Origin of the sequence: Microbacterium sp. LWO12-1.2 (genome assembly GCF_040675875.1) — a bacterium.
GTDB lineage: Bacteria > Actinomycetota > Actinomycetes > Actinomycetales > Microbacteriaceae > Microbacterium.
This window is the reverse complement of record NZ_JBEGII010000001.1, coordinates 681,986-707,220: the sequence shown is the minus strand read 5'-3', so window position 1 is coordinate 707,220 and position 25,235 is coordinate 681,986. Positions and strand designations below refer to the sequence as shown.

General features: G+C 69.4%; 22 protein-coding genes. 10 read left to right on the top strand and 12 right to left on the bottom strand.

Going from position 1 to position 25,235, the window contains the following annotated elements:
- Window positions 1-438: 438 nt before the first annotated feature.
- On the bottom strand, window positions 439-2,160 hold the full coding sequence (locus MRBLWO12_RS03310; RefSeq protein ID WP_363552668.1) for an ATP-dependent helicase: 1,722 nt from the start codon (window positions 2,158-2,160) through the stop codon (window positions 439-441).
- The gene (gene nudC / locus MRBLWO12_RS03305) at window positions 2,157-3,038 is read right to left on the bottom strand and encodes an NAD(+) diphosphatase (RefSeq protein ID WP_363552666.1); all 882 of its coding nucleotides are present in this window, start codon (window positions 3,036-3,038) and stop codon (window positions 2,157-2,159) included. Before nudC ends, MRBLWO12_RS03310 begins: the two co-directional genes overlap by 4 nt.
- Before the next feature lie 64 nt (window positions 3,039-3,102).
- Between nudC and MRBLWO12_RS03300 the strand changes: the two genes are divergently transcribed.
- Complete coding sequence (locus tag MRBLWO12_RS03300; protein ID WP_363552664.1) at window positions 3,103-4,464, top strand: phosphotransferase; 1,362 nt, start codon at window positions 3,103-3,105, stop codon at window positions 4,462-4,464.
- Here the strand turns inward: MRBLWO12_RS03300 and MRBLWO12_RS03295 are convergent.
- Window positions 4,410-7,913 (bottom strand): ATP-dependent DNA helicase, encoded by a 3,504-nt coding sequence (locus MRBLWO12_RS03295; RefSeq protein ID WP_363552662.1) that lies wholly within the window; start codon window positions 7,911-7,913, stop codon window positions 4,410-4,412. The two genes, MRBLWO12_RS03300 and MRBLWO12_RS03295, sit on opposite strands and share 55 nt — an antisense overlap.
- Window positions 7,910-11,134, bottom strand: a complete 3,225-nt coding sequence (locus MRBLWO12_RS03290; RefSeq protein ID WP_363552660.1) for an ATP-dependent helicase — start codon at window positions 11,132-11,134, stop codon at window positions 7,910-7,912. Before MRBLWO12_RS03290 ends, MRBLWO12_RS03295 begins: the two co-directional genes overlap by 4 nt.
- Before the next feature lie 181 nt (window positions 11,135-11,315).
- On the opposite strand from MRBLWO12_RS03290, the gene MRBLWO12_RS03285 reads away from it, so the two are divergent.
- Both MRBLWO12_RS03285 and MRBLWO12_RS03280 read left to right on the top strand, forming a co-directional pair.
- Window positions 11,316-11,540: a DUF3107 domain-containing protein gene (locus MRBLWO12_RS03285; protein WP_363552658.1), complete on the top strand. Its 225-nt coding sequence runs from the start codon at window positions 11,316-11,318 to the stop codon at window positions 11,538-11,540.
- A gap of 7 nt (window positions 11,541-11,547) precedes the next feature.
- A complete protein-coding gene (locus MRBLWO12_RS03280) occupies window positions 11,548-11,835 on the top strand; it encodes a hypothetical protein (RefSeq protein ID WP_363552656.1) in 288 nt (95 codons plus the stop codon).
- Between the two features lie 21 nt (window positions 11,836-11,856).
- On the opposite strand, the gene MRBLWO12_RS03275 is transcribed toward MRBLWO12_RS03280, so the two are convergent.
- Complete coding sequence (locus MRBLWO12_RS03275) at window positions 11,857-12,570, bottom strand: ferritin-like fold-containing protein (RefSeq protein WP_363552654.1); 714 nt, start codon at window positions 12,568-12,570, stop codon at window positions 11,857-11,859.
- A gap of 194 nt (window positions 12,571-12,764) precedes the next feature.
- Here MRBLWO12_RS03275 and MRBLWO12_RS03270 point away from each other — a divergent pair, with 194 nt between their 5' ends.
- Window positions 12,765-14,276, top strand: a complete 1,512-nt coding sequence (locus MRBLWO12_RS03270; RefSeq protein WP_363552652.1) for a DEAD/DEAH box helicase — start codon at window positions 12,765-12,767, stop codon at window positions 14,274-14,276.
- Here the strand turns inward: MRBLWO12_RS03270 and MRBLWO12_RS03265 are convergent.
- Window positions 14,192-15,175, bottom strand: coding sequence for a DUF817 domain-containing protein (locus MRBLWO12_RS03265; protein ID WP_363552650.1), 984 nt, complete (start codon window positions 15,173-15,175; stop codon window positions 14,192-14,194). The two genes, MRBLWO12_RS03270 and MRBLWO12_RS03265, sit on opposite strands and share 85 nt — an antisense overlap.
- Before the next feature lie 67 nt (window positions 15,176-15,242).
- The gene (locus MRBLWO12_RS03260; protein WP_363552648.1) at window positions 15,243-16,118 is read right to left on the bottom strand and encodes a PHP domain-containing protein; all 876 of its coding nucleotides are present in this window, start codon (window positions 16,116-16,118) and stop codon (window positions 15,243-15,245) included.
- A gap of 89 nt (window positions 16,119-16,207) precedes the next feature.
- On the opposite strand from MRBLWO12_RS03260, the gene MRBLWO12_RS03255 reads away from it, so the two are divergent.
- Both MRBLWO12_RS03255 and MRBLWO12_RS03250 read left to right on the top strand, forming a co-directional pair.
- The gene (locus MRBLWO12_RS03255) at window positions 16,208-17,230 is read left to right on the top strand and encodes an endonuclease/exonuclease/phosphatase family protein (protein WP_363552646.1); all 1,023 of its coding nucleotides are present in this window, start codon (window positions 16,208-16,210) and stop codon (window positions 17,228-17,230) included.
- Window positions 17,231-17,267: 37 nt separating this feature from the next.
- A complete protein-coding gene (locus MRBLWO12_RS03250) occupies window positions 17,268-18,677 on the top strand; it encodes an aminopeptidase P family protein (protein ID WP_363552644.1) in 1,410 nt (469 codons plus the stop codon).
- A 63-nt stretch (window positions 18,678-18,740) separates the two neighbouring features.
- Here the strand turns inward: MRBLWO12_RS03250 and MRBLWO12_RS03245 are convergent, their stop codons facing one another.
- The 3 genes from MRBLWO12_RS03245 to MRBLWO12_RS03235 are packed head-to-tail and all read right to left on the bottom strand — an operon-like array spanning window position 18,741 to window position 20,715.
- Window positions 18,741-19,391, bottom strand: coding sequence for an alpha/beta family hydrolase (locus MRBLWO12_RS03245; RefSeq protein WP_363552642.1), 651 nt, complete (start codon window positions 19,389-19,391; stop codon window positions 18,741-18,743).
- Window positions 19,391-20,029 carry a DUF4870 domain-containing protein gene (locus MRBLWO12_RS03240; RefSeq protein WP_363552640.1) on the bottom strand — a complete coding sequence of 213 codons (639 nt, stop codon included), beginning with the start codon at window positions 20,027-20,029 and terminating at the stop codon, window positions 19,391-19,393. The genes MRBLWO12_RS03245 and MRBLWO12_RS03240 overlap by 1 nt, the downstream gene beginning before the upstream one ends.
- On the bottom strand, window positions 20,026-20,715 hold the full coding sequence (locus tag MRBLWO12_RS03235) for a general stress protein (RefSeq protein ID WP_363552638.1): 690 nt from the start codon (window positions 20,713-20,715) through the stop codon (window positions 20,026-20,028). Before MRBLWO12_RS03235 ends, MRBLWO12_RS03240 begins: the two co-directional genes overlap by 4 nt.
- A gap of 87 nt (window positions 20,716-20,802) precedes the next feature.
- On the opposite strand from MRBLWO12_RS03235, the gene MRBLWO12_RS03230 reads away from it, so the two are divergent.
- Genes MRBLWO12_RS03230 through MRBLWO12_RS03215 form a run of 4 tightly spaced genes read left to right on the top strand, consistent with a single transcriptional unit; the run spans window position 20,803 to window position 24,227 of the window.
- Entirely contained in the window at window positions 20,803-22,071 is a 1,269-nt protein-coding gene (locus tag MRBLWO12_RS03230; RefSeq protein ID WP_363552636.1) for a magnesium transporter MgtE N-terminal domain-containing protein, read from the top strand.
- On the top strand, window positions 22,071-22,586 hold the full coding sequence (locus MRBLWO12_RS03225; protein ID WP_363552634.1) for a DUF1003 domain-containing protein: 516 nt from the start codon (window positions 22,071-22,073) through the stop codon (window positions 22,584-22,586). The genes MRBLWO12_RS03230 and MRBLWO12_RS03225 overlap by 1 nt, the downstream gene beginning before the upstream one ends.
- Window positions 22,583-23,704 carry an Mrp/NBP35 family ATP-binding protein gene (locus MRBLWO12_RS03220; RefSeq protein ID WP_363552632.1) on the top strand — a complete coding sequence of 374 codons (1,122 nt, stop codon included), beginning with the start codon at window positions 22,583-22,585 and terminating at the stop codon, window positions 23,702-23,704. Before MRBLWO12_RS03225 ends, MRBLWO12_RS03220 begins: the two co-directional genes overlap by 4 nt.
- A gap of 22 nt (window positions 23,705-23,726) precedes the next feature.
- On the top strand, window positions 23,727-24,227 hold the full coding sequence (locus MRBLWO12_RS03215) for a YcxB family protein (RefSeq protein WP_363552630.1): 501 nt from the start codon (window positions 23,727-23,729) through the stop codon (window positions 24,225-24,227).
- Here the strand turns inward: MRBLWO12_RS03215 and MRBLWO12_RS03210 are convergent.
- Both MRBLWO12_RS03210 and MRBLWO12_RS03205 read right to left on the bottom strand, forming a co-directional pair.
- The gene (locus tag MRBLWO12_RS03210) at window positions 24,224-24,841 is read right to left on the bottom strand and encodes a hypothetical protein (protein WP_363552628.1); all 618 of its coding nucleotides are present in this window, start codon (window positions 24,839-24,841) and stop codon (window positions 24,224-24,226) included. The two genes, MRBLWO12_RS03215 and MRBLWO12_RS03210, sit on opposite strands and share 4 nt — an antisense overlap.
- Window positions 24,838-25,212 (bottom strand): twin-arginine translocase TatA/TatE family subunit, encoded by a 375-nt coding sequence (locus tag MRBLWO12_RS03205; RefSeq protein ID WP_363552626.1) that lies wholly within the window; start codon window positions 25,210-25,212, stop codon window positions 24,838-24,840. The genes MRBLWO12_RS03210 and MRBLWO12_RS03205 overlap by 4 nt, the downstream gene beginning before the upstream one ends.
- Between the last annotated feature and the right edge of the window lie 23 nt (window positions 25,213-25,235).

Here is a 25,235-nt window from a genome sequence, read left to right as displayed (position 1 = left end):
CACCCCCTCATGCGGCATGGGTCGAATCCGTGAACATCACCGACGGGCGTGCGGCATACCGGATGCGGGAGGCGCTCGCCGACGAGAACGTCACCTCGGGGAACCGCTCGTCACCCGACGATGTCGCCGTGGTCCTGGTGCAGGGTGCCGCGGCCGCCATGCAGTTCGCCCGCTACCTCCGGGACGACACTCCGCACCTCCCGGTGGCGTTCGAGCGGGGCACGGTGACCATCGGGCCGGTCGTCCGACCCGGCGCCTCCCCGTGCCTCGCCTGCCGCGACGGGCATGAGCGCGACCGGGACGATGCCTGGCCGCGGCTGCACGCGCAACTGATCGATCGCGATGCCGGACAGCTGCGCGCCGCGATGGTCGCCGAAGCCGCCGCCCTGGCCGCACGGCTGCTGCGGACCGACGCGACGGCGGGTGAAGTCGTCCGGCTCAGCGCTGACGGTTCCCGCGTGTGGAGTGCGGTGACGTTTCACGCAGAATGCCGGTGCCGCGCGCTGTCGTTCCCATCTCTGCCAGGAACCGAGACGGAGCCCGTTCCCCTCGTCCCGCGGACCGCGACCAGCTCAGAGCCAGGGTTCGCGCTGCGCGCGTGACACCGACATAGGCGAGGCGTCTCTCCTCATCGATGGACTCGAAAGTCGTGGCATACGAGATCGGCAGCGCGCCTTCAGCCCACCCGGCCAAGTGCACGTGCGGCCACTCCAGTCCCTTGGCCGCATGCAGCGTCGACAGCGTGACGGTGCGCATGGTCGGCTCGTGCTGGTCCTTCGCGCGCGCCATCAGCGCGTCACTGAAGGAGCGCAGGTTCGCTTCGGGCCCGGCCTCCTCGGCCAGCCGCAGTATCGCCCTGCGTGCTTCCCAGCCGTCGCGCTGAGCACCTCCGGCCTGCGGGGGCTCGTCCGTGAGACCGAGTTCGCGCAGTACGCGCTGCACACCGGGGAGGAAGCCCTGCTCGGTGGGGGCGATCGCCGCGGCGCGCAATGCCAGGATGGCCTGGCGCACCTCTGGCATCGCGAAGAAGCGGGTTCCCCCGAGGACCGTCGTCGCGATCCCCGCTGCGGCGAGCGCCTGCTGCAGCACACCGGACTGCGCGTGGGCGCGGTAGAGCACGGCGATCTCCGCCGGCGAAGCGCCCGCTGCGATCTGAGCCGAGATCGCGGCCGCGATGCCCTGGGCCTCCTCCGTCTCGGTGTCGTACGCCGTGACGGTGGGAGCATCGGCACTGAACTGTTCCCGCGCGGGAACGAGTTCGAGAGCACCGGGACGCCCCCGCATCAGCGCATTCGCCGCAGTGAGGATGGGCGCCTGAGAGCGATAGTTCGTCTCGAGTCGCACGACCGTCGCATCCGGATGGGTGCGCTCGAACTCGAGCAGATAGCGCTGTTCGGCACCCGCGAACGAGTAGATGGTCTGGCTCGCATCGCCGACCACGCAGATGTCGTGCCGATCGCCGAGCCAGAGCTCCAGCAGCCGGTTCTGCAGGGGCGACACGTCTTGGAACTCGTCGACGGTGAAGTGGCGGTACTGCTCGTGGACGGACGCAGCGACCCGCGGTTCTGCTTCCAGCATGCCGGCACAAGCGAGGAGCACATCCTCGAAGTCGAGTTGGCGACGCTCGTCCTTCAGCGCTTCGTACCCGCGCTGCAGCTCGACGAGCTGCGTGGCGTCGACACCGGTGACCGCGCGACCGAGCTCTGCGTGCTTCTCGATCGAGAGCATCGAGACCTTGCGCCACTCGATCTCCGACGCGATGTCGCGGAGCGTCGCGGTGGTGCGTCGCAGACGGAGCCCGTCGGCGACCTGGCCGAGCATGCGGACCTTGTTGTCGATGATCGACGGCGCAGGCGAACCCGCGAGCGTGGGCCAGAAGAAGTTGAGTTGGGCGAGCGCCGTCGCATGGAAGGTGCGTGCGGCGACGCCCTCGACACCGAGCGCCCGAAGCCGTCCGCGCAGTTCGCCCGCTGCCTTGGCCGTGAACGTGACGGCCATCACGCGACCAGGCGAATAGGCACCGGTGTCGACGCCATGCGCGATGCGGTGCGTGATCACCCGAGTCTTTCCGGTTCCGGCGCCGGCCAGGACGGCGACGGGGCCGCGCAGCACCGATGCCGCCTGCCGTTGCCGTTCGTCGAGTGCGTCGAGCGCGCTCACGCCCGATCCTCGAGCCAGTCCACGATCAACGCCCTGGCGATCGAGGCAGGTCCGGGAAGCCCCACGGGGCCGTCGCCGACGAGTGCCGTGCGGATCTCCGCCCTGGTGAACCAACGAAGATCGATAATCTCCTCGCCGTCGGCGCGGGCCGCCGACTCGTCATCGACGACCGCGCGGAATCCGATCATGAGGGAGCGCGGGAACGGCCACGCCTGCGAGGAGATGTACCGCAGGGCGGCGAGGCGCACTCCCGACTCCTCCTCGAGCTCCCTGTGGACCGTCGCTTCGAGAGACTCCCCTGCCTCGGCGAACCCGGCGAAGCACGAGTACATGCGTCCGCCCCAGTTCGCGTTCGCGCCGAGCAGCAGCCGTTCACCGTCCGCGCTCTCGACCGCGACGATCACGGCGGGATCGGTGCGCGGGAAATGCTCGCGTCCGCAGGAGAGGCAGCGTCGGGACCACCCGGCCTGACGCAGCTCGGTTCCGCCTCCGCACGTCGGGCAGAAGCGCGCGTCACGGAGCCAGCCCGCCACCGCGATCGCCTCGACCAGGAGCTCGGTCTCTTCCGCGTCGATGCGGCCGCCCAGGTCGCGCAACCCGAGCCAGATCTCATCGGGCGCCGCGTCGACGCTCTCCGTCTCCGGGGGAAGCGCAGCGAGCAGCACGGGCGCGCCGTCCTCGTCGCGGCCGAGCAGCGCCCACGCCGCATCACCGACCTCGTCCGGCGAGACCCGCAGCAGAGCGGAATCGACGACGCGAACGCGCCCATCGCGCACGACGATCGTGCGGGTCTCGGTGTCGCTGCGCAGTCGATCCAGCACCCCTGGCTCCTCGCGGAGATCAGCGGCGCGGTCGAGAGATGAACGGCGAATGGTCATCGACTCCCTCTCTCACGGGCGTGGCGGAGGCGGGACCGCCCCTGAGCCGACCTACCCTAAGGGCATGGGACGCTCTCCTTTCACTCTAGCCGCGGCAGTGACGGCTGCACTGCCCGGGGCGGAGGTCACGGGCGCTCGCGCACTGACGGCCGCCGCTGACGGACGATTCGACTCCGCCGTGGCCACGCTCGCCGACGGACGCGAGCTCGCGATCCGCATCGCCGATGACGATGAGACCGGGCGGGAACTGGCCGCAGAGGCTCTGGCGCTCCGCGCACTCACGGCGGGAGCGCGCGCCATGCTGCCGTTCAAGGCCCCGGAGTACATCGGCGAGACGCGCGTCGGAGAAGGTCGCGCGCTCGTCACCGGACTTCTCCCCGGATTCCAGATCGAAGCGGCGATGGTCCCGTCAGGGCGCGGCGCAGCCGAGTCGATGGGCGCGGCGATCGCAGCGGTCCACGGGCTGCCCACCTCGGTCGTGCGTGGCGCCGGCCTCGTCTCGAAGTCAGCGGAGGAGAGCCGGGAGGAACTGGCGCGCCTCATCGACGAAGCCGCCGCGACCGGGCGCGTCCCCGCCCGCCTGACGGTGCGGTGGAGGCAGGCGATCAGCGACGATGACCTCTGGCGCTTCGAGTCCACCGTGGTGCTCGGCGGCGTCCAGTCGACATCCTTCCTGTTCGACGACGATCCCGAGCGCGGACCCGAGGTCACCGGCCTGGTCGGCTGGCACGGACTCGCCGTGGGAGACCCCGCCGTCGATCTCGCCTGGTTGTCGGCGGCGCCGGATGCCGCGCCCGATGTGCATGCCTCGTACTCCCGAAGCCTCGACCGGGTTCCCGATGCCGCGCTCGACGTGCGTGCGCGGCTTCTCGCGGAACTGGAGTTCGCGCGCTGGCTGGTCCACGGTGACTCGATGCGCCGCAGCGACATCGTCGACGACGCCGCTGCGCTCCTGGAATCCCTCGCTGACGGCCTGCGCGACGACGATCTCAGCGTGATCGCCACTCTCGGGGCGGGAGTCGATTCCGCGATGGACGCGCTGGATCGCGTGCCCGTCGAAACCGGTTCCGCGATCGACACCTCGATGCAGACCGATGCGTACAACCCCGACGAGCTGTGGCTCGACACGAACGCCGACGCCGAGAAGACCGGGCCCGTGCAACCGCTCCCCTCGACTACGCGTGAGGACGGCGACGCCGACGCCGCGCGCCGGGCGGAGATGCTCACCGTCGAGACCGAGGACCTCTCCGGCGTGAGCGGGCTGTTCGCCGGGACGACGGGCGCCGCCGGGGTGCGTGAAGAGTCGCATCCACTTCGCTCCCCCGACACCGATTCGGCCGCCGATGCGGACTTCGACTCCGAAGAGGAAGCTCAGCGTGCCGCGCGCGCCGCGCTCCAGCGCTGGAAGAGCTCTTCCTCGGAGTAGATCCGGTCGTCACGGATGATGAGGTCATCGCCGACGTAGTAGAGCGCGACGTCGATCTCCTCGAGCGGAACGTCGAACCGACGGTGATACGCGAGTCGGTACAACGCCAGCTGCAGCATGCGCTCCTCGCGCTCCTGCGCGGTCTTCGGAGCCTTTCCCGTCTTCCAGTCCACGATCTCGATGCGACCGCCGCGGTCCTCCCGGCGGTAGACCGCGTCGAGCTTGCAGATCACGATGTGTTCGCGATGCTCGGGGTCGGCTTCGACGCCGAGCATCCCTCCCCCCAAGGCGAAGTCGATCTCGATCTCGACGGCGATCGGGAGCAGTGGGCCCCATTCGCTGCGCTCGAACGTCGATTGCAGCGCGGCGAGGGCTGCGTCGTCCGATGCTGTGACCGAGGGCTCGCCCGAGAACGCGTCCGGCACGGCGGCTGAGGACTCGTCCTCGTCGAGCTCCCACAGGGCCTCATCGACACGGCTGCCCACGCCGACCAGTTCTGAGCGACGTTCCACCCAGGCGTGGAACAGGGTGCCCAGACGCGTCTGACGGTAGGGACGCTCGGGCATCGGCCGCACGATCGACGACAGCGTGCCGGAGAAATCCGTCACGTAGTCCTTGAACCGCGAGGCCGGGACACGGGTGGGGGCGACGGCGTCCGCACCTCGCAGGCGCGCCGCGCGCTCGGCGAGCAGCCTCGCCAACTCGGGCGACGGCTCGAGACCTTCCCCCCTCGTCGCAGCGCTCCGGACAGCTTCCGCGGCCGCAGTGACCACGGCGCGGCGGCCGCCCAAGGGGTCGAGGGGCCAGCTGAGCGTCGATCCGGGACCGTCATAGGGATTCTCATCCGGGTCGACCGGCTCGATGGCCTCAAGGCCGAGGACCTCCATCGCCTCCACCAGGTAGGGGCTGGGCATGCGCGGAGACTTCTGTCCAGCCCAGTGCGAACCGCTGAGCAACAGGTCCGTGCGCGCGCGGGTCACGGCCACATACGCCAGTCGGCGCTCCTCCTGCTGCTGGTACTGCCGATAGTCATCTTTGAACCGCTTCAGCGCTCCCCCCTGCGGGTTCGCCTTGGTCACGCCTCCGGACAACGACGACTGGGCGAGCGCCTGTCTCTTCTTCGGATCGCTCTCGCCCTCCATCGCCGACTCGGGGTCCCATGTGAAGGTCGGGAGCGCGTCGCGGTCACCACGCAACGCGAACGGCACCACACCGAACCCGAACCACCCCGAGGTGTCGGAGACCCGGCCGGGCAGCTCATCGACCACCAGCCGAACGACGGCCACGGCATCCCACTCGAGGCCCTTGGAGCCATGGATCGTGAGCAGCTGCACCACGCCGGGTTCCGGCGGCTCCGGCCGTGGCATCAGCTCATCGGTGCTCTCGGCCTTGGCGAGCCACGCGAGCAGACTCCCGATGGTCCCGCGATCGTCGGCGGCGAGGAATGCGCGCACCTCGTCGGAGAAGGCGCGCAGCTGGGTCGCCGCGATGCGCGCCGGGCCGCGTGTCTCGTTCGCCGCCAGTTCGATGTCGAGGCGCAGCTCGAGCTCGATCAAGCGGATCAGCTCGGGGATCGGCTGCGACGACGCGCGCCGCAGCCGTTCGAGCATCTCTCCCGCGGCGCGGATGCGCTGACGTCCGTCCGGCGTGATGGCCTCCAGCATGCGGTAGTCGTCACGCACGGCGCGAACGACATCGACCGCATCGACGATAGACACGGCTTCATCGGCACCGCGCGAGGAGCGCAGACGCGCTCGCACCTCGTCGGGCAGCGGCATCATCGCGGTATCGCGCTCCGCCAATGTTCGGCCGAGGTCGTACAGCGCCGCCATGTCGGCCACGCCCACGCCGAACCGAGGACCGGTGAGGAGGCGGATCAGTGCGGAGCCCGCGGTCGGATCATGCACCACTCGCAACACAGAGACGACGTCGACCACCTCGGGCGTGGCCAGCAGCCCGCCGAGGCCGAGAATACGATGCGGGATGCCCCGCGCTGCGAGTGCCGCGGCGAAGGTCTGCATGTGCCGCTTGGAGCGGAACAGGATCGCACCGGTGTGTGGGCGCGTGCGCGTCGGATCCGCGTCGTGCGCCGCACGACGCTCGGCGAACCATTCGGCGACATCGGAGGCTTCGTCGTCCACGGTGAACGGATAGCGCACGGTGACCGCCCCCGCATCGGCCCCTGGCCGTGGATCGAGGGGCGGAACGTCGAGCTCGGGCCGCTGGAGCGGAGTGAGCACGCTGTTCGCGATGTCCAGGATGCGCCGGTCGTTGCGCCAGCTGGTCATCAGGCTGTAGGTCTGGACTTCACCCTGGCTCGAGAACGAGCGGGAGAAGGCGTAGAGGTTGTCGGCGCTGGCACCGCGCCAGCCGTAGATGGACTGGTGAGGATCGCCGACGGCCATGACCGCCGCGTCACGGAAGAGCTCGGCGAGGAACTTCGTCTGGATCACCGAGGTGTCCTGATACTCGTCGAGCAGGACCACGCGGTGCAGTTCCCGCAGTTCCGCACGTACATCGGGCGCCGACTCGACGATGTCATAGGCGCCACCCACCTGATCGGCGAAGTCGAGCACGCCACGGCGCTGCTTCTCGGCGATGTAGTCGCGCACGAGGTGGGTGATCGTGGGCAGGCTGAGCAGGTTGGTCGCGGCCTTCTCGACGTCGCCATTGCCACGGTACGGCTCGAATGCACGAGCCTGTTCCCGCGCGATCCTCTCCGCGCGATCGAGATCCACGCGGTGATCGAGCGCATCGCCGGCGAGACGCTGCACCGCATCGATCACCGTCCCGAGGGCATAGTCGATGCCTTCGAGCTCGGGGAGGTCGGAGCGCAGCACCACTTCGCGCGCCAGGATCCAGGAGGCGGCCTGGCTGAGCATCGCCACGTCGGGGTCGCGCCCGATCCGCGCCGCATGCTCACGCACGATACCGTCGGCGAATGCGTTGTACGTCGAGACGCGGGGCCGGATCATGAGGTCCTCCGCCGAGCGTGCGGCGGCGGGGTTCCAGCCGGTGCCGTGCGTGGCCGCGAGCTCATCGAGCACGTGCGCCCGCACCACATCGCGCTGTCTCCCGGCCGCGGCGTCGTCGACACGGCGCAATGCGCCGGAGCGGACGATCTCCGGCAGATGCGGGAGCAGGCCGCGACGGCCGTACTCGTCGATCAGGGCGAGACGCGCACCGATCCGCTCGGAGAGTTCGCCTGCGGCCTTGCGCGTGAACGTGAGTCCCAGGATCTCGTCTCGGCGCACATGACCGTTCGCGACGAGCCAGACCACGCGGCCCGACATGGTCTCGGTCTTGCCGCTGCCGGCACCCGCGACGACGAGCGCGGGCTCAGGCGGCGCTTCGATCACGCGCTGTTGCGCCGCGGTCGGCGAGGGCTGCCCCAGGGCGGCGGCGACATCCGTCGCGGAGATGCCGTACGCACCCTCCCAGCCCGTCACGCGCTCACCGCCGGAACCGTGTGGATGCGGCAGGGGTGCACGCGCCGCTGCGTGTCGGCGCAGTGGGACTCGACCTGCGCCGTGAAGCTCGACGCCGACATCCCGCGGGCGGCGTCGGCCACTCGTCGGAGGAACGCGCTCCGCGCCTCGTCATCGAGGGGATGCTGGTGTGCGATGCGATAGTCGCTCTTCGCCAGCGTCTTGGAGACGATGACGAGCCGTGCGCCCGCGAGCGCCGCAGGGGCCGCACCGTCGATCAGTCCCTGCTGCACGGCGACCTGGTAGGCGGCGAGCTGGGCATGCTCGACGACCCCGGAGTCGGACTCCGGATCGGTCTTCCCCGTCTTGAGGTCGACCACGACCGCTCGTTCGCCGTCGGCACCGGGAGCCATCTCCACCCAGCCGCGCCCCCGGGCATGAGCGTGCTCGCCGTGCCCCTCGGGATAGGCCTCGACGCGGTCGATGTATCCGCTCACGATGGCACGCGGCCCGATATCCTCGGCGTCCACCGGCCGCACCTGCGGAGCGACGTGATCGTCGCCGAGGGCGACCGCGAAGTCGAAGCGCGCTTCGCTGCCGAGCACTCGTCCGCCATCGGCGCGCACCTCCCCCAGATAGGTGTGCAGACGATCCACGAACAGATCCGCGCGTCGGCGTTCCTTGCGTCCGATCCATTCGGTCTCGAAATCGAGTTCCGGCCAATGCTCCGCCACGATCGCGCGCATGCGCTCGAGGTCACCATCCGGCACCCTCTCCATCGCCTCGTGCACGATCGTGCCTATCCCCGCCGTGGGCGGCATCACGGTGTCGCCGCCGAGGGCCGAGACCACCCAGTTCAGGCCGCACTCCTCATAGGACTCCATCTTCGACGGCGACACCCGTGCACCCTCGACCTCGAGATCCCGCAGTGGGACCTGCGTCGAGACGGGCACCACCCCGTACCAGTCCACAGGGTCGGCACCGGGCACACCTTCGCGCGCCAGAACAGCGAGTTGTTCGGCGGCGTCCTGGCGTACCGACTCGACGCGGGACGTCGTGAGCACGCGCCGGTTGCGGGCCACGGAGCCCCGCAGCGTGAGCGGGTGCTCCGCCGAGGCGTGCCGCTCGGGAGGATCCGGCGGCGGAAGGAACCCGAAGAAGGCGCTCGGCGTCATGTCGTCGTCGTCCACAGCGGTGATGAGCAGACGATCACGCGCCCGGGAGACCGCACGGACGAACAGTCTCAGCTCGTCGTGGAGCGCGCTGCGGCGCCGGTCGAGCGGTGTCGGCGCCTCGACGCGCATGCCGGTGCGGCTCGCCGCGAGCGCATCCGCGAGCCGCCAGGTCTGGAGCATGCCGCCGCGAAGGCGCACGTTCGGCCAGACGCCGTCCTGCACTCCCGCCACGACGACCGCGTCGAACTCGGTGCCGAGCGCGGTCGCGGGAGTGAGCAACGTGACTCTGCCGGGACGGTCGGGCGTCGAGAGGGAGTCCTCTGGCACCTCGCTGTCGAGGATGTCGCGCACGAACACCTCGGGGTGTTCGTTCGGCGTGCGTTCGACGAACCGTTTCGCCGCGTCGAACAGGGACACGAGAGCGTCCAGGGCCCTGGCCGTCTCCGCTCCGGTCGGCTGCATGGATATCTCACGCCAGGCGACGTGGAGCCGACGACCGTCCACCGCGCGGGCCTGATCCCACACCCGCCAGAGGAGATCGTGCACGGTCTCGCCGGAGGCTGCAGCCGTCTCGAGTGCGGCGATCGTGTCGGCGAACCGTGCCGCCGTGCGCGACTCGGGTGCGTCGATGAGCGTGAAATGCGCCGGCTTCGCCATGGCCCGCCGCAGCAGTTCGCGCGCAGGGGTCGAACCGCCCTGCTCGAGCTCGATGTGCCGCAGACGCGCGCGCAACCGTCGCAGACCGATCGCGTCCATCCCTCCGAACGGTGTCCGCAGGGCTTCTTCCAGCTCCAAGGCGGTGCGGTCCTCGACGGGAGTCAGCGCCAGGCGCACGATACCGACGATGTCCCGCACGATGCCCTCACTGCCGAGCGGACGTTGCACCCCTGCGGCCTTGGTCGGGATCTCGCGCGCGGCGAGCTCGGTCTCCAGCTGCGTCACCTGCCGTGTGTCGTGGGCGATGACCGCCATCCGATCCCACCGGATCCCCGCGGTGAGATGCCACTCGCGCATCACACCGGCGATCCTGTCGAGCTCCTCATGAGGCGACGGTGCGACGAAGGTCGACACCGCTGATGTCGCCTCCGCATCGTCGCCGTCGGTGGTTCCAGGGGGACGGCGGTGCTCGACGCGTCCGGAGACGCCGATCGCCTGGGTGATCGTTCGGGTGAGCGCCGTGAGGGCGGGTTTCTGCCGATGGGGCTCATCGAGCACGTGCACCTCGCCGAGCGCTCCGGCGAGCTGCGCGAACAGTTCAGGGCTCGCTCCGCGGAATGTGCCGGAGGAGATGTCGGGGTCTCCGAACGCGTGCACGGCGACGCCGCGCCCACGCAGGGCCCGGACCACGGCGATCCCGCCGCGGGTCAGCTCCTGGGCATCGTCGATCAGCACGACGCGCAGCGGAGCAAGGGGCCCGAGAGTCGCGTCGTCGGCCGTCTGCAGGATCGCACTGGCCTCGCTGAGGAGGTCCGCGGCGTCACGGTGCGCCGAACGCAGGGCGTCGAGCACCGATCGGTACTCGACGAGGAACTCTGCGGCGGCAGCCCAGACCGGGTCGCCGGCGTCGCGAAGTTCACCGGGCCGAGCGCCGAGCTCGGTGCATTCGGCGAGGAACGCGCGCAGCTCGGATCGGAAGCCCTTCGACGCCCTGACCGAGGCGCTGAGAGCCTCCGGCCACGCGATCAGTCCGTCTTCCTCATCGCCCGCGAGCAGTTCCGCGATGATCCGGTCCTGGTCCGCCCCGGTGAGCAGCGCGGGAGGCTCGGCACCGGCACGGACCATCGCACCACGCACCACCTGGAACGCGAACGACCCCAGAGAGCGCGCGAGCGGGCCCGGCGTCGCCTGGCCGATGCGCACGCCGATGCGGTCGCGCAATGACGTCGCGGCCTGCCTGCTGGGAGTGAGCACGAGCACTTCTTCCGGATGCAGGCTCTCGACGTCGAGCAGATGCACCACCCGATCGACGAGCGCACGCGTCTTGCCCGTGCCCGGTGCGCCGATGATGACCCCTGATGCGTGTGTCTCGGCCGTCACGACGGCTCGTTGCGCAGCATCCCCTGTCATGTCTTCCACGCTAGCCGGACGCGCCGACATCACCGCCCGTCCGCGCCAGCCCGGGTGTGCGCTCACGGCGAAACCGGGGGCCGCAGCAGACCCCGGCCCGAGCGCCCGGGGTAGAGTTGGGCGAGTCCTCGAACGGCGGCGTCTGACGGCGTCCGCCCGTCCCGTATCGCAAGGAGCACGCGTGGAAATCCGCATCGGAATCATCAACACCGGCCGCGAGCTGAGCTTCGACACCGGCTCGAGCGCTGACGAGATCCGCAGCCAGGTCGCTGCGGCACTCGAGCAGAGCACGCCGCACCTGAGCTTCTCCGATGTCAAGGGCAACTCCTACATCGTCCCGACCGCGAACCTCGCCTACATCGAGCTGGGCACCGAGGAACTCCGCCGCGTCGGCTTCGTCGCCTGATCCGATCGTGTACATCCTCCTCGCGCTCATCGGCGCGTGCGTGCTGGGCATCGCCGCGCACTTCCTGATCGGCGGTCGTGAGCTGCGCGGCGTCGCGCTCACGCCGGCGATCGCCACCGCGACCTCCGCGATCGTCTACACCGGGCTGCAATGGGGCGGTGTCGGCGAGGACAGCGTCTGGCTGTGGCTGGCGAGCGTGGTCGGAGCGGTCGGCGTGGCAGCACTCGCGACTCTGGTGATCGTGGCCGCTCGCCGCCGCTCGGATGCCACAGCGAAGGCCGCCCTCGGGATCTGACGCCCGGGGCGTGCGTGATCGCTAGGAGGCGAGCCCCATCGCGTCCATGCGACGCGCGTGCGCGCCCATGAGCTCGGTGTAGACCGGTTCGATGCGTGCGTCGTCTGCCGCGAGGGACTCCGGCCGCAACGCGGAACGGCACACCAGGATCGTGTCTCCGACCAGACGACGAGCCCACATCGACAGCAGCGAACGCCACTCTTCGTCGCTTTCGATCGTCTCCTGGATGATCGCGACGATCTCGTGGCGCGCATCGTCCTCGCGCAGGATGTCGGCGACTCGACGCCCCGCATCGCCGTAGCTGGATGCGAGCGCGAGATAGAAGTCATCGAGCATGCCGGCGGTGATGTAGACGGCGAGAAGTGTCTCTCGGGGGCGTGCACCGATCGTCTTGCGTCGGAACGCGTCGAGATGTTCCCGGAACGGGAGCATCAACTGGGTCGGATCGTCGCCGCGCTCGGTGATCAGCTCGACGATCGCGCGGTGCTTGGTGAGAGTGGCACCGGCCGCCCGCGACAGCGATTCCTTCTCGGACAGTTCCGGCGTGGCACGGATGAGGCGCGTGAGCGTCTCGAAGTAGCCGAGCTGCAGATAGGCGGCCTGCCCGAGGAAGCGCGGCAGTTCGGGCGCGAGCTCCGCGAAGTCCACGCGGGTCGCGTCACCCTGATCACCCCGGCTGCGCAATGCCAGAGCACGCCGCGGGGCGGCATCGCGCTGCCAGAACCACTTAACCACGGGGACTGCCCATCCAGTTCGTCACGACGTTCACAATACCCGCGCGGCCGACCTCTACCAGCTGTTCGCACCTGCTCGGGTAGGCTGGGCGTGTCCCGCCGTTGGAGCGGGCCCCCGCGCCTGTGGCACAAGAGACGGCGTGGATCCGTTTACGTGGTGATCTGCGAACGATCGCCGGACAGGCAATTGAACAAGTGACAACTTTCTCTGATCTCGGAGTCGATCAGGACATCGTCGACGCACTCGCCGCCAAAGGCATCGTCGACGCGTTCCCCATCCAGGCGCAGACCATCCCGCTCGGTCTGCCCGGCCAGGACATCATCGGACAGGCCAAGACCGGAACCGGGAAGACCTTCGGCTTCGGCATCCCCGTCGTCCAGCGGCTCGGCCAGAATCCCGAGCATGGCGTCAAGGCGCTCATCGTCGTGCCCACCCGCGAGCTCGCTGTGCAGGTGTACGAGGACATCGACCTGCTCACCAGCAACCGCTCGACCAGCGTCGTCGCGATCTACGGCGGCAAGGCGTACGAGGGACAGATCGACCAGCTCAAGGCCGGCGCCCAGATCGTCGTCGGCACGCCCGGCCGTCTGATCGACCTCGCAGGACAGCGGCTGCTCGACCTCTCGAACGCGACAGAGGTCGTCCTCGATGAGGCCGACAAGATGCTCGACCTCGGCTTCCTCGCCGACATCGAGAAGATCTTCCAGAAGGTCCCCGCAGTGCGCCACACGCAGCTCTTCTCGGCGACGATGCCGGGACCGATCGTCGCGCTCGCCCGCCGCTTCATGACCAATCCGATCCACATCCGCGCGACCGACCCGGATGAGGGCCTCACCCAGGCGAACATCAAGCACCTGGTCTACCGCGCGCACTCGCTCGACAAGGACGAGGTCATCGCCCGCATCCTGCAGGCGGAAGGTCGCGGCAAGACGGTGATCTTCACCCGCACCAAGCGCGCCGCACAGCGCCTGGTGGACGAGCTGAGCGACCGCGGCTTCAACGTCGGCGGCGTGCACGGCGACATGGGCCAGGACCAGCGCGAGCGCTCGATGGCCGCCTTCAAGGCCGGCAAGCGCGACGTGCTGGTCGCCACCGACGTCGCCGCCCGTGGTATCGACGTCGACGATGTGACCCACGTCATCAATCACACGATCCCGGATGAGGACAAGACCTACCTGCACCGCGCCGGCCGCACGGGTCGCGCCGGCAAGACCGGTATCGCCGTCACGTTCGTCGACTGGGAGGACCTGCACAAGTGGGCCCTCATCAACCGGGCGCTCGAGTTCGGTCAGCCGGAACCGGTCGAGACCTACTCCTCGAGCCCGCACCTGTTCTCCGACCTCGACATCCCCCAGGGCACGAAGGGACGTCTGACGTCCGCTCCGAAGGCTCAGGCCGTCAAGACCGAGCGCACCCCTCGTCCCGAGCGTGCAGCGGATGCCGCCGCCGAGGGCACCGAAGAGGGTGGCACCCGCCGCCGCCGTCGTCGTCGGGGCTCCGCCCCGGTCGGCTCGACCTTTGCGGAAGGTGCAGCGCAGACTCCTGCTGCCGAGGCACCGACCGCGTCGTCCGACCGCAGCGCCGAAGGCGCGGGAACGCACGACGGCTCAGGCAAGGAACATCACGACGGCAAGCCCGCACCGGCTCGCCGCCGCCGTCGCCGCCGCGGCGGCTCGGGTGGAGGGACGGCTCCGGCCGGCGCCTGATCGATCGTTGAGGGGGCGGATGCTGCGACAGCGGCATCCGCCCCCTTCGTCGTCCCCGGCGGACGCGGCGGGTAGACCCACGTGACCAGCACGACCGAGATGATCATCAGCAGGAACCACGACACGAGCTTGCTGGCCGACACCGGCTGCCAGCCGTCCGCCTGGTCGGGGTACATCCACGCCCCCGCCCAGGTGCCGATGTTCTCCGCCAGGTAGATGAAGACGGCCACACCCGCGAAGACCGCCAGCAGCGGCAGACGAAGAGTACGGCGCCAGACCCTGGCGTGCATCGCCGTGGGGATCCACAGCAGCACGACCATGGCGAGCAGCACCCAGCGCGCATCCCACCAGTAGTGGTGCGTGAAGAAGTTCGCGTAGATCGCCAGGGCCACCACGGTCGTCAGCAGTCGATGAGGATAGCGCGTAAAGCCGAGATCGAAGAGTCGGTAGACGCGCACCATGTACGATCCGACCGCGGCGTACATGAAGCCGCTGAACAGAGGAACCCCGCCGATACGGAGGATGCCGTCTGCGGCATACATCCACGACCCGACGTCTGTCTTGAAGAGCTCCATCACGGTACCGGTGATGTGGAACAGCACGATGACCCAGAGCTCCCGGCCGCTCTCGAGCCGGAACGCGAGCATCGCGATCTGGATGATCACAGCCGCGATCGTCAAGGCGTCGTTGCGCGCGATCGTGGCGTCGTCGGGATACCAGAGTCGCGCGGCGACGATCACGGCAAGGAGCGCGGCCCCGAAGATGCACGCCCACGCCTGCTTGAGGACGAACACCGCGACCTCGACCAGAGCGGCACGCATGCCGTCGGCAGGAGCATCCCGCAGCAGACGATGAACGAACACATCGACGCGGCGCTCCACTGAAGTCGCTTGGCGCATGCGGAGGAACGTATCAATCCCGCTCGCGAATGTGCCGGGAGTGTGCCGACAGAATGCCGGACGCGCGTCAGGGGTATCGCGGTTCCGACCCGCTCGCCCGCGCGATGAGCCGGGCGACCATCTCCTCCGAGGTGGTGTTCTCACCGGGCAGGTTGGGCTTTCCACTGCCGTGATAGTCGCTGGAGCCCGTCACGATGAGGTCGTGCGTCGCGGCGATCTCGTGCAGCAGCTTCTTGCCCGCAGCGGTGTTCTCGCGATGGTCGATCTCGAATCCGCCGAGCCCCGCTGCGATCAACTGTTCGATGAAGGACACGGGCATCATGCGATCGCGGCCCGACGTCACCGGGTGGGCGATCACGGCCACTCCCCCGGCCTCGGTGATCAGCCGCACCGCCGTGAGCGGATCGGGCGCGTAGTGCGGTTCGTAGTACCCCGCTCGCGGGTGCAGGATCCCGTCGAACGCCTCGGTGCGATCCTGCACGATGCCCCGTGCGACCAGAGCGTCCGCGATGTGGGGGCGCCCGACTGTGGCGTCGGCGACGGTCTGGGCGAGCACGTCGTCCCAATGCAGGTCGTAGTCGCGTCCGATGTGACGCACGATCCGTTCCGCCCGCCCGATCCGGTCGTCGCGGATCCGCGCCGTCTCCGCACTGAGCGCGGCATCATCGGGATCGAAGAGGTAACCCAGCACGTGCACGCTGCGCCACTCGTGCTTGGCAGAGAGCTCCATGCCGGGGAGGAACGTCATGCCGAGAGCGGCGGCCGTCGCTGCCGCCTCGTCCCACCCGCTCGTGCGATCGTGGTCGGTGAGGGCGACGGTGCGCACCCCGTACGCGTGTGCTTGGCGCATCACCTCGGCCGGCGCCTCCGTGCCATCGGAATGGTGGGAGTGCAGATGCAGGTCTGCGGGGCCCGCGAACCTGTGGGGAGGATGATCGACCATCCTCTGAGCGTACCGAGCGGAGTCGGTGGCGGTCGCGAACGCAGCACCGAGGCAGAGACTTCACAGCCTGCTCTTCTAGGCTTGTCGGGATGCTTCGACTACTGGGGATTCTGTTCACCGTGCTGCTCGCGATCGCCACGGCGATCGTCGTGTGGCCGCAGTTCTTCCGTCTGGAACAGACCTACCCGTTCACGCAGCTCGTATCAGTCAGAGGCCTCGTGCTCGGCGCCTTCCTCGTGGTCGCGGTGCTCGCGCTGCTGCTGCTCTTCATCCGTCCGCTGCGAGGATTCGCGGCCTCGGTGCTGATCATCGCGCTCCTGGGTGCGGGAGCCACAGGCGTCATCGGCGTCACGCGCGGCTTCGGAGCCACAGCGCTTCCGGCGAAGACCGACAGCAGCGTCCGCGTGCTCACCTGGAACACGGCAGGCGAAGCGGTCTCGGCCGAGACCATCGCGCAGCGGATCCTCGATCAAGGTGCCGACATCGTCGCGCTCCCGGAGACCACCGAGGCGGTCGGCGAGCGCATCGCGATCATGCTGCGCGAGCAGGGGCATCCCATGTGGGTGCATCACGTGCAGTTCCGGCCGGATGTCCCGAACGGCCCCCAGTCCTGGCAGACCACGGTGCTGGTCTCCCCCGATCTCGGCGAGTACTCGGTCATCCAGTCCTCCGAAGACGGCTCCAGCAACACGGGCTCCGTGCCGAGTGTCGTGCTGATGCCGATCGACGGCAGCGGACCGACGATCGTCGCCGTCCATGCGGTCGCTCCCCGCATGGAGGAGATGCAGCAGTGGCGCTCTGATCTGCAGTGGATCGCAGACCAGTGCCCCGCGGGGGACGTCATCCTCGCGGGCGACTTCAACGCGACGATCGATCACATGGCATCGCTCGGTGTCGACGGCGGCGACATGGGCTATTGCCGCGATGTCGCGTCCCGCACCGGCAACGGCTTGTCCGGCACGTGGCCGAGCTCGCTCCCCGCTCTCGCGGGAGCGCCCATCGACCACGTCATGGCCACGTCCAACTGGACCCCCTCCGGGTCGGCCGTCCTCGACGATGCCGGCGGAAGCGACCACCGCGCACTGATCGTCCAGCTCGAGCCCGCCGGCTGAGCTCCCGCGCTCACGCCGCAGGTGACAGACTGGACGGATGAGCACCGCAGAACGCGACACGATCGCAGAGCCCGCCGTCGAGAACAGCAACACGAACCGCAAGCAGCCCTTCCCCCGCGGCTTCCTGGACACGATCTCCTCCGGGTGGGCGGAACGCCCCGAGACTCTCCCCGCACCGCGAGCCCAGGCATCGTTCGCCGCCGCTCGTCGCGCCGCACTCTCGGCCGCATTCCCCGGCAAGCGCCTGGTCATCCCTGCCGGCTCGCTCAAGCAGCGCAGCAACGACACGGACTACGTCTTCCGTGCACACTCCGCGTTCGCCCACCTCACCGGATGGGCCTCCGACGCGGAGCCCGATTCGATCCTGGTCTTCGAGCCGGTCGACGGCTCGCACGAGGTGACGCTGTACTTCCGCGAACGCGCCGACCGCACGACGACCGAGTTCTATGCGGACGCGACCGTCGGCGAGTTCTGGATCGGCCCGCGCCCGTCCCTCGCCGGCGTCGCCGCCGACCTCGCCATCGCCACCGATCACCTCTCCGCCTTCCAGCCCGTCGACGGCGAGCTGATCCTCGACGATGACGAGGATCTGACCCGCGCGGTCTCCGAGCTCCGCCTGATCAAGGACGAGTTCGAGATCGCCGAGATGCGCAAGGCGGTGGAGATCACGGCCGCCGGCTTCGACGACATCATCCGCGAACTCCCGTCAGCGGTCGCGCACGCTCGCGGCGAGCGCGTCGTGGAGGGCGTCTTCCACCGTCGCGCACGCGAGGACGGCAACGGCGAGGGCTACGACACGATCGCCGCCTCCGGTCCGCACGCGTGCTACCTGCACTGGACGCGCAACGACGGCACCGTGGTTCCCGGTGACCTGATCCTGGTCGACGCGGGCGCCGAGGCCGACAGCCTGTACACGGCCGACATCACCCGCACGCTCCCCGTCTCCGGAACCTTCACCGAGGTGCAGCGCCGCGTGTACGAGACCGTCCGAGAGGCCGCCGATGCCGCCTTCGCCGCCGCCCAGGTGGGCGTGCGATTCCGCGATGTGCACGGCGCCGCCATGAAGGTGATCGCTGAGCGCGTCGCCGAGTGGGGCCTGCTCCCGGTCACCGCAGAAGAGGCCCTCGACGCGGATGCCGGTGGCCAGCACCGCCGCTACATGGTGCACGGCACCTCGCATCACCTCGGCATCGACGTGCACGACTGCGCCCAGGCCCGCCGCGAGATGTACTACGACGGCATCCTCGCCCCCGGCATGGTGTTCACCATCGAGCCGGGGCTGTACTTCCAGATCGACGATCTCACGGTGCCCGTCGACCTGCGCGGTATCGGCGTGCGCATCGAGGACGACATCCTGATGACCGCCGACGGCCCCGTGAACCTGTCGGCGGACATTCCCCGCACGGCGGACGAGGTCGAGGCCTGGATCGCCCGCGTCCAGGGCTGAAACCCGACGCTCAGCGACGCCCCCGGTGCACGACGGCGCTCTCGTCGAGGCTCATCCGCGGGCTCAGCCGCGGATGAACTCGGCGATCACCCGGGCGAACGACGCCCCGATCTCGGCTGCAGGGCGCTTCTGCCCCTTCACCTCGAAAGAGTGTCCGCCGCCGTCGACCCAGGCCACTCGTGCGTTCTGACAAGTGGAGACGACGGTCTCGAACTGCTCCAGCGGCTGGATGAACGGATCGTTCGTGCCCTCGATGAACAGCTGCGGGGTCGCGATCACCGGCAGATGCTCCGCCCGCGGCTTCTCCGGCTTGCCCGGTGCGTGCAGCGGATACCCGAGGTAGGCGAGGCCGTCGACCACGAGCCCTTCGGCGACCGCCATCGACGCCATCCGTCCGCCATAGGACTTGCCGGTCGCCCAGACGCGCGCGGACGGTTCCTGCGTGCGTGCCCATGCCACGACGGCGTTCCACGTCGCGATCGCATGCGCGGCGGGTCCCGGCATCCGTCTGCCCTTCTCGACATAGGGGAAATTGAACCGCAGTGTCGAGAGCCCCTCCGCACCGAGCGCATCGGCAAGACCGACCAGGAACGGGTGGTCCTTGCCCGCACCGGCGCCGTGGGCGATGAGCACGATGTCCTCGCGATCGCCCACGGTCCAGTCGCCTGTCACGGTCTCCGGCCCTGCGGGCAGCTCGACCGGGATGTCGACCATCACGCGCGAACGAACGGGATCGCGAACGGCACGCGCATGACCGCGCCCGATGAGGCCCGGATCGTCCCGACGATCACGAGCACCAGGTGCAGGAGCGAGATCGCGACATAGATCGTCAGCGGGATGCCGATCGGGTAGAACCCGGTCGCCGGGCTGTCGGCGGTGAGCAGGAACAGCACCACGAAGTGCAGCACGATCAGCGACGTCGAGATCAGCAGGTACGTGAGTCCCCAGTTGAGGGCCGCGCGGGCATTCTCACGGGCGATGCCACCGGCGCGACGAGACGCTCCGCCACTGACGGCCATCGCGATGCCCGAGGCGATCCCGCCCACGAACGGGAACGGGATGACGATGAGGAACCCGAGGACCCAGGGCAGCAGACCGCGCGCGGGCACGGTCGGCGCGACGGCCGGGTACCCGGGAACCGGGTATCCGGGCGTCGGAGGCGCCACCTGATAGCCCGGCGCTGCGTAGGCGGGCGCCGGATGCGGGAGTGCCGGGTGTGGCGGCGCCGGATACGGCGGAGCCGGAGGCACGGCAGCGTCAGGAGTCGGCGGCAGAGGCGGGTGCGCGGACGGAGGCGCGGGCGGGGCGGGTGGGAAGCCTCCGGGCTGCTGCGGCTCGGAAGGCGACGTCATCGTGTCTCGCTCGACGCAGCGTCAGGATCGGTCGAGGGCGCGTCTGATGACGGGTGCTCGGACGGTTCCCCGGGCTCGACCGGATCCGCAGGGCGCGGCGGGATGACCGGCTCGCCCGCGGTCGCGGGAACGGGCTGGGCCGGGGCGACGCCCGCTGGGACGATCCGCTCTCCGTAGCGCGGCGGCTCGTCGAGATTGACGGGAGGGCGGGTCGGTTCCGGCCGTGCGGCGCCGATCGCCAGGCGCGCCTTGGCCAACGACGCGGGCATCACCGTGACCTCGTAGTGGTCGGCCGCGAACTGCGTGACGCTCGCGAAGTCGCGACGACGACGCACGATCGCGTAGGTGATCAGGCTCAGCAGCATCCCGACGGCGACGCCGATGAACACGAAGCCGACGAAGAGCTGGATCGGGACCTCGGGGTTGCCGAGCACCAGGATCGCGGAGAGGAAGAGTCCGATCAGCACGCCGTTGATCGCGCCGGATCGCGCGGCGGCGGCATAGCCGAGCTTGCCAGTGACGCGCTCCACGGTGCGCACGCTCTGCCCGACGATCGCGATGTCTCGGGCAGGAACCTCCGCAGCGATCAGCTTCGACACCGTCTTCTGTGCGCTCTCGTAGTCGCGCATCGACGCGACGATCTCGCCGCTGTCGGCGCTGTTCGCAGGTCGGTTCAGCATACTCATCCAACCATTCTTCCACGCGCTGCTATGGCGGCGCGGGGAATGCAAGAGGGGAGCTGCCACAGACCCCCGCGCACTACGCTGGTGAGAGTGAGCACACAACGGGTTTTCGCCGCGCGCCTCGCCGGGTGCGCCGTCTTCGACCCCGTCGGCGACCGGCTCGGCAAAGTCCGTGACGTCGTCATCGTGTACCGAAGTACCGCGGCACCCCGCGTGATCGGACTCGTCGTGGAGATCCCGGGTCGTCGCCAGGTCTTCCTCTCGATCGGCCGTGTCACCTCGATCCGCTCCGGACAGGTGATCAGCACCGGGCTGATCAACGTCCGACGCTTCTCCCCCCGTGCGGGAGAGGTGCGTGTGCTCGCCGAGATGCTCGGACGCCGCATGAGCTTCGTCGACGGCAGCGGCACCGCGGTGATCGAGGACGTCGCCATCGAGCCGAACCGACTCGGCGAGTGGGCGATCAGCCAGCTGTTCCTGCGTCGCCCGAAGACCAGCGCCTCTCCGTTCGCCAAGGGGCCGACGACCTTCGCCGCCTGGAGCGAGGTCACCGAGCAGCACACGCCGGGCGAAGCGCAGTCCGCGGAGCAACTCGTGGCCTCGTATTCCGAGCTGCACGCCGCCGACCTCGCGAACACTCTTCTCGATCTTCCGCAGCAGCGCATGATCGAGGTCGCGGAGGAACTCTCGGACGACCGGCTGGCCGATGCGCTCGAGGAGATGCCGGAAGACGAGCAGGTGCACATCCTCGACCGGCTCGGTGACGAGCGCGCCGCCGACATCCTGGACCAGATGGAGCCGGATGACGCCGCCGACCTGCTGGCACAGCTCCCCCCTGGCCGCCTCGAGCAGCTTCTCGAGCTCATGGAGCCGGAGGAGGCCGAGGACGTCAGGATGCTGCTGCGCTACGGCCCCGACACGGCCGGCGGTCTGATGACCCCCGAACCGATCATCCTCTCGGCCGATGCCACGGTGGCCGAGGCCCTGGCGCTGATCCGCCGCCATGAACTCCACCCGGCACTCGCTGCTGCGGTCTTCGTGACCCTCCCGCCGTTCGAGACGCCGACCGGCCGACTCCTCGGCGTCGTGCACTTCCAGCGGATGCTGCGCTATCCCCCGCACGAGCGGCTCGGGGCGATCGTGGACGACAGCATGGAGCCCGTGTCGGTCACCGCGTCGGCGGCTGAGGTGGCGAGGATGCTGGCGAGCTACGACCTCGTCTCACTCCCCGTGATCGATGCCGCGCACCGGCTGGTCGGCGCGATCAGCATCGACGATGTGCTCGACTACCTGCTCCCCGACGACTGGCGCTCGCACGACAGTGATGATGCCGCCGAGCCTTCGAAGGGGGTGCGCTGATGGCACGTTCCCCTCGTCTCGACGCGCCTCTGGGCAGAGGCGCCACCCGCACGCGCCCCACCTCGCGCGACAGATTCGGCCGCTTCACGGAGTGGGTGGCTCGTGCCATGGGCACTCCGGCGTTCCTCGTCATCCTGACGCTGTTCTGCGTTCTGTGGATCGTGTGGAACACGCTCATGCCCGATCCGCTGCGCTTCGATGACGCGGCGCTCGGGTTCACGGCCCTCACGCTGATGCTCTCACTGCAGGCGTCCTACGCCGCTCCCCTGATCCTGCTCGCGCAGAACCGTCAGGACGACCGCGACCGGGTGCAGATCGAGCAGGACCGTCAGCGCGCGGAGCGGAACCTCGCGGACACCGAGTACCTCGCCAGGGAGATCGTGGCACTGCGGATGTCGCTCGAAGAGCGCAACGCCCAGGCCGTGACCCGTGACGTGCTGCGTCAGGAGCTCAAGGCGCTGCTCGCGGAACTCGAGCACGACGAGAAGCCGGACGCGGCCGGCACCAGCTCATGACGGCGGCGGACAGCGTCCGATCGGCGGTCGCAGCGGTCACCGACCCGGAGCTGCGCCGGCCCATCGGCGACCTCGACATGGTCCGCGAGGTGACCGTCGAGGGCGACATAGCCCATGTCGGCATCGTCCTCACGATCGTCGGCTGCCCCGCCGCCGCCCGGATCGAGTCCGATGTCCGCAACGCCGCCGCCTCCGTCCCGGGGATCGCCCATGTCGACGTCGAGGTGGGTGTGATGACGCCCACCGAACGCAAGGCGCTCACCGAGAAGCTCCGCGACGGGAGACCCGCCAGGCAGATGCCGTTCGGCCCCGAGTCCCTCACCCGCGTCGTCCTGGTCTCCAGCGGCAAGGGCGGAGTGGGCAAGTCCACCGTCACGGCGAACCTCGCCGTCGCACTCGCGGAACAGGGGCTCGCGGTCGGGCTCGTGGACGCCGACGTGCACGGGTTCTCGATCCCGGGTCTGCTCGGGATCCCCACCGGCACCCAACCCACCCGCATCGACGACCTGATGCTGCCCCCGGTCGCCTACGGGGTGAAGACCATCTCGATCGGCATGTTCCTGCGTGACGGCGAGGCCGTGGTCGCCTGGCGCGGACCGATGCTGCACCGCACGGTCTCGCAGTTCCTGACCGACGTGTTCTTCGGTGACCTCGACGTGCTGCTGATCGACATGCCTCCCGGCACAGGAGACATCGCGATCTCGATCGGACAGCTCCTGCCGCACGCCGAGGTGCTGGTCGTCACGACCCCGCAGACGGCCGCCTCAGAGGTCGCCATCCGCAGCGGCCTGGTCGCCCGGCAGACCGGCCAGCGCGTGATCGGTGTCATCGAGAACATGGCCGCGTTCTCGCTCCCCGACGGCACCGTCATCGATCTCTTCGGCAGCGGAGGCGGAGCAGCCGTCGCCGGGGCGCTCTCGGAGGCGGGAGACACCGTGCCGTTGCTCGCCTCGATCCCGCTGAGCCCGAGGCTGCGGGCAGGAGGCGACGCGGGAGATCCCGTCGTGCTGAGCGAGCCGGCGGATGCCGCAGCCCGGGCGATCAACGAGCTCGCCGCCACCCTCGCGCGACAGGGCAGGGGCCTCTCCGGGCGCGCACTGCCGATCTCCGTGGGCTGAATCGCCGTGGGAGAATAGGGGCGTGTCCACGACCCCCCGCTCGCTCACCGTCGACGAGAGCCTGCTGCGGCGGATGGCCAACGACGCGACCGTGTACTCGTTGACCAGACCGCTCGCGATCGTGATGTGGGTCGCGCTCGCCGGTGCGTTCGTCTTGAGCATCCTGAACCTGAACGCGCGGGTCGCCGCCGGCCCGGACGAGGTCGGTCTCGCCGCGTGGATGCCACCCGTGATCCTCGGCCTGGCCGCCTACGCGATCGTCCTGAGTGTGTCGAGTGCGCGCCGCGCAGTTCGAGCCGCCATGCCTCCGGAGACGGTCGTCTGGGTGGCGCTCGGCGACGACGTGCTCCAGATGGGGAGCGGTCGCCGCCGCTCCGACATCCGCTACAGCACGTTCCAGAGCATGCGCGCCGGCAAGGACGCGGTGCTGTTCAAGCTGCGCGATGCCTCAGCCGCGACCGCGATCCCCCGCGCTCTGCTCACCGACGACGACATCGTGACCCTCCGCGCGAAGATCGGCTAGCGGGACACGCGGCTCGACCGGCTCTTCGCGAGGGCGAGCCGGATACCGATGATGATGAGGAGCATGATCGCCACGGGCGGGCAGAAGACGGCGCCGAACGCCAGCAGCGAGCCGATCGCGTAGTCGCTGCCGCCGTTGCGACCGAGACCGATGCTGCCGCCGCCGAAGGAATCGCCGGCGATCAGGAACTCGCCGTCATAGGTGTCGAGGGAGTCCACGCAGCTCACCCGATAGGTTCCGGCATCGGCGGCGGTGAACTGCGCACTCTGCTCGAATCCCCACTTCGGCGTCATCCACCACAGGGTGTCGCTCCAGTCGAGCGAGGGGCCGCTGCGCGTGGCCACGCCCTCCCCGTCCGGCGCGGTGACGGTGCAGGCCATGGTGCCGAGGTTCGCCGAGATCCCTCTCCCCCAGATACCGGCGCGCTGCCCGGCATCGAGTTGCACCACGGCCGGCTCTCCCATCGGATGCGTATCCGCGGCGTCCACGGATGCGGCGACGGGGAGGACCCAGAGAAACCAGATCAGGACGCCGCCGGCAGCGCAGATGAGCGCTGCCACGAGGGCGGCGCGGTCGCGATCCGTGACACCGCCGCTTCGAGCGGCAGAGGTCACGTGGCCTCGACGTCGAACGGCGGCTTGTTCGTGGCGCTGAACTCCTGCGGGATCCGCGGCGCCGCCGGCTCGGCGATGACGGTCTTCGTCGCGGCGGCCGCGGCGGCCGGGGCAGGGTCCTCCATGAGCGCCTCGCGGATGATGCGACGCGGGTCGTACTGACGCGGATCGAGCTTGCGCCAATCGACGTCGTCGAGCTCGGGGCCCATCTCGTCGCGCATCTTCGACTTGGTGTCGCGCACGTACTCACCGGCCTTGCGAACCCACTTCGCGAAGCCCTCGGCCACGCGAGGCAGCCGGTCCGGACCCACGATAAGCACCACGATGAGACCGATCAGCAGCAGCTTCTCGAAGGTGAGCCCGAATTGCATCTGTCCAGGCTACCGTCGCGCCT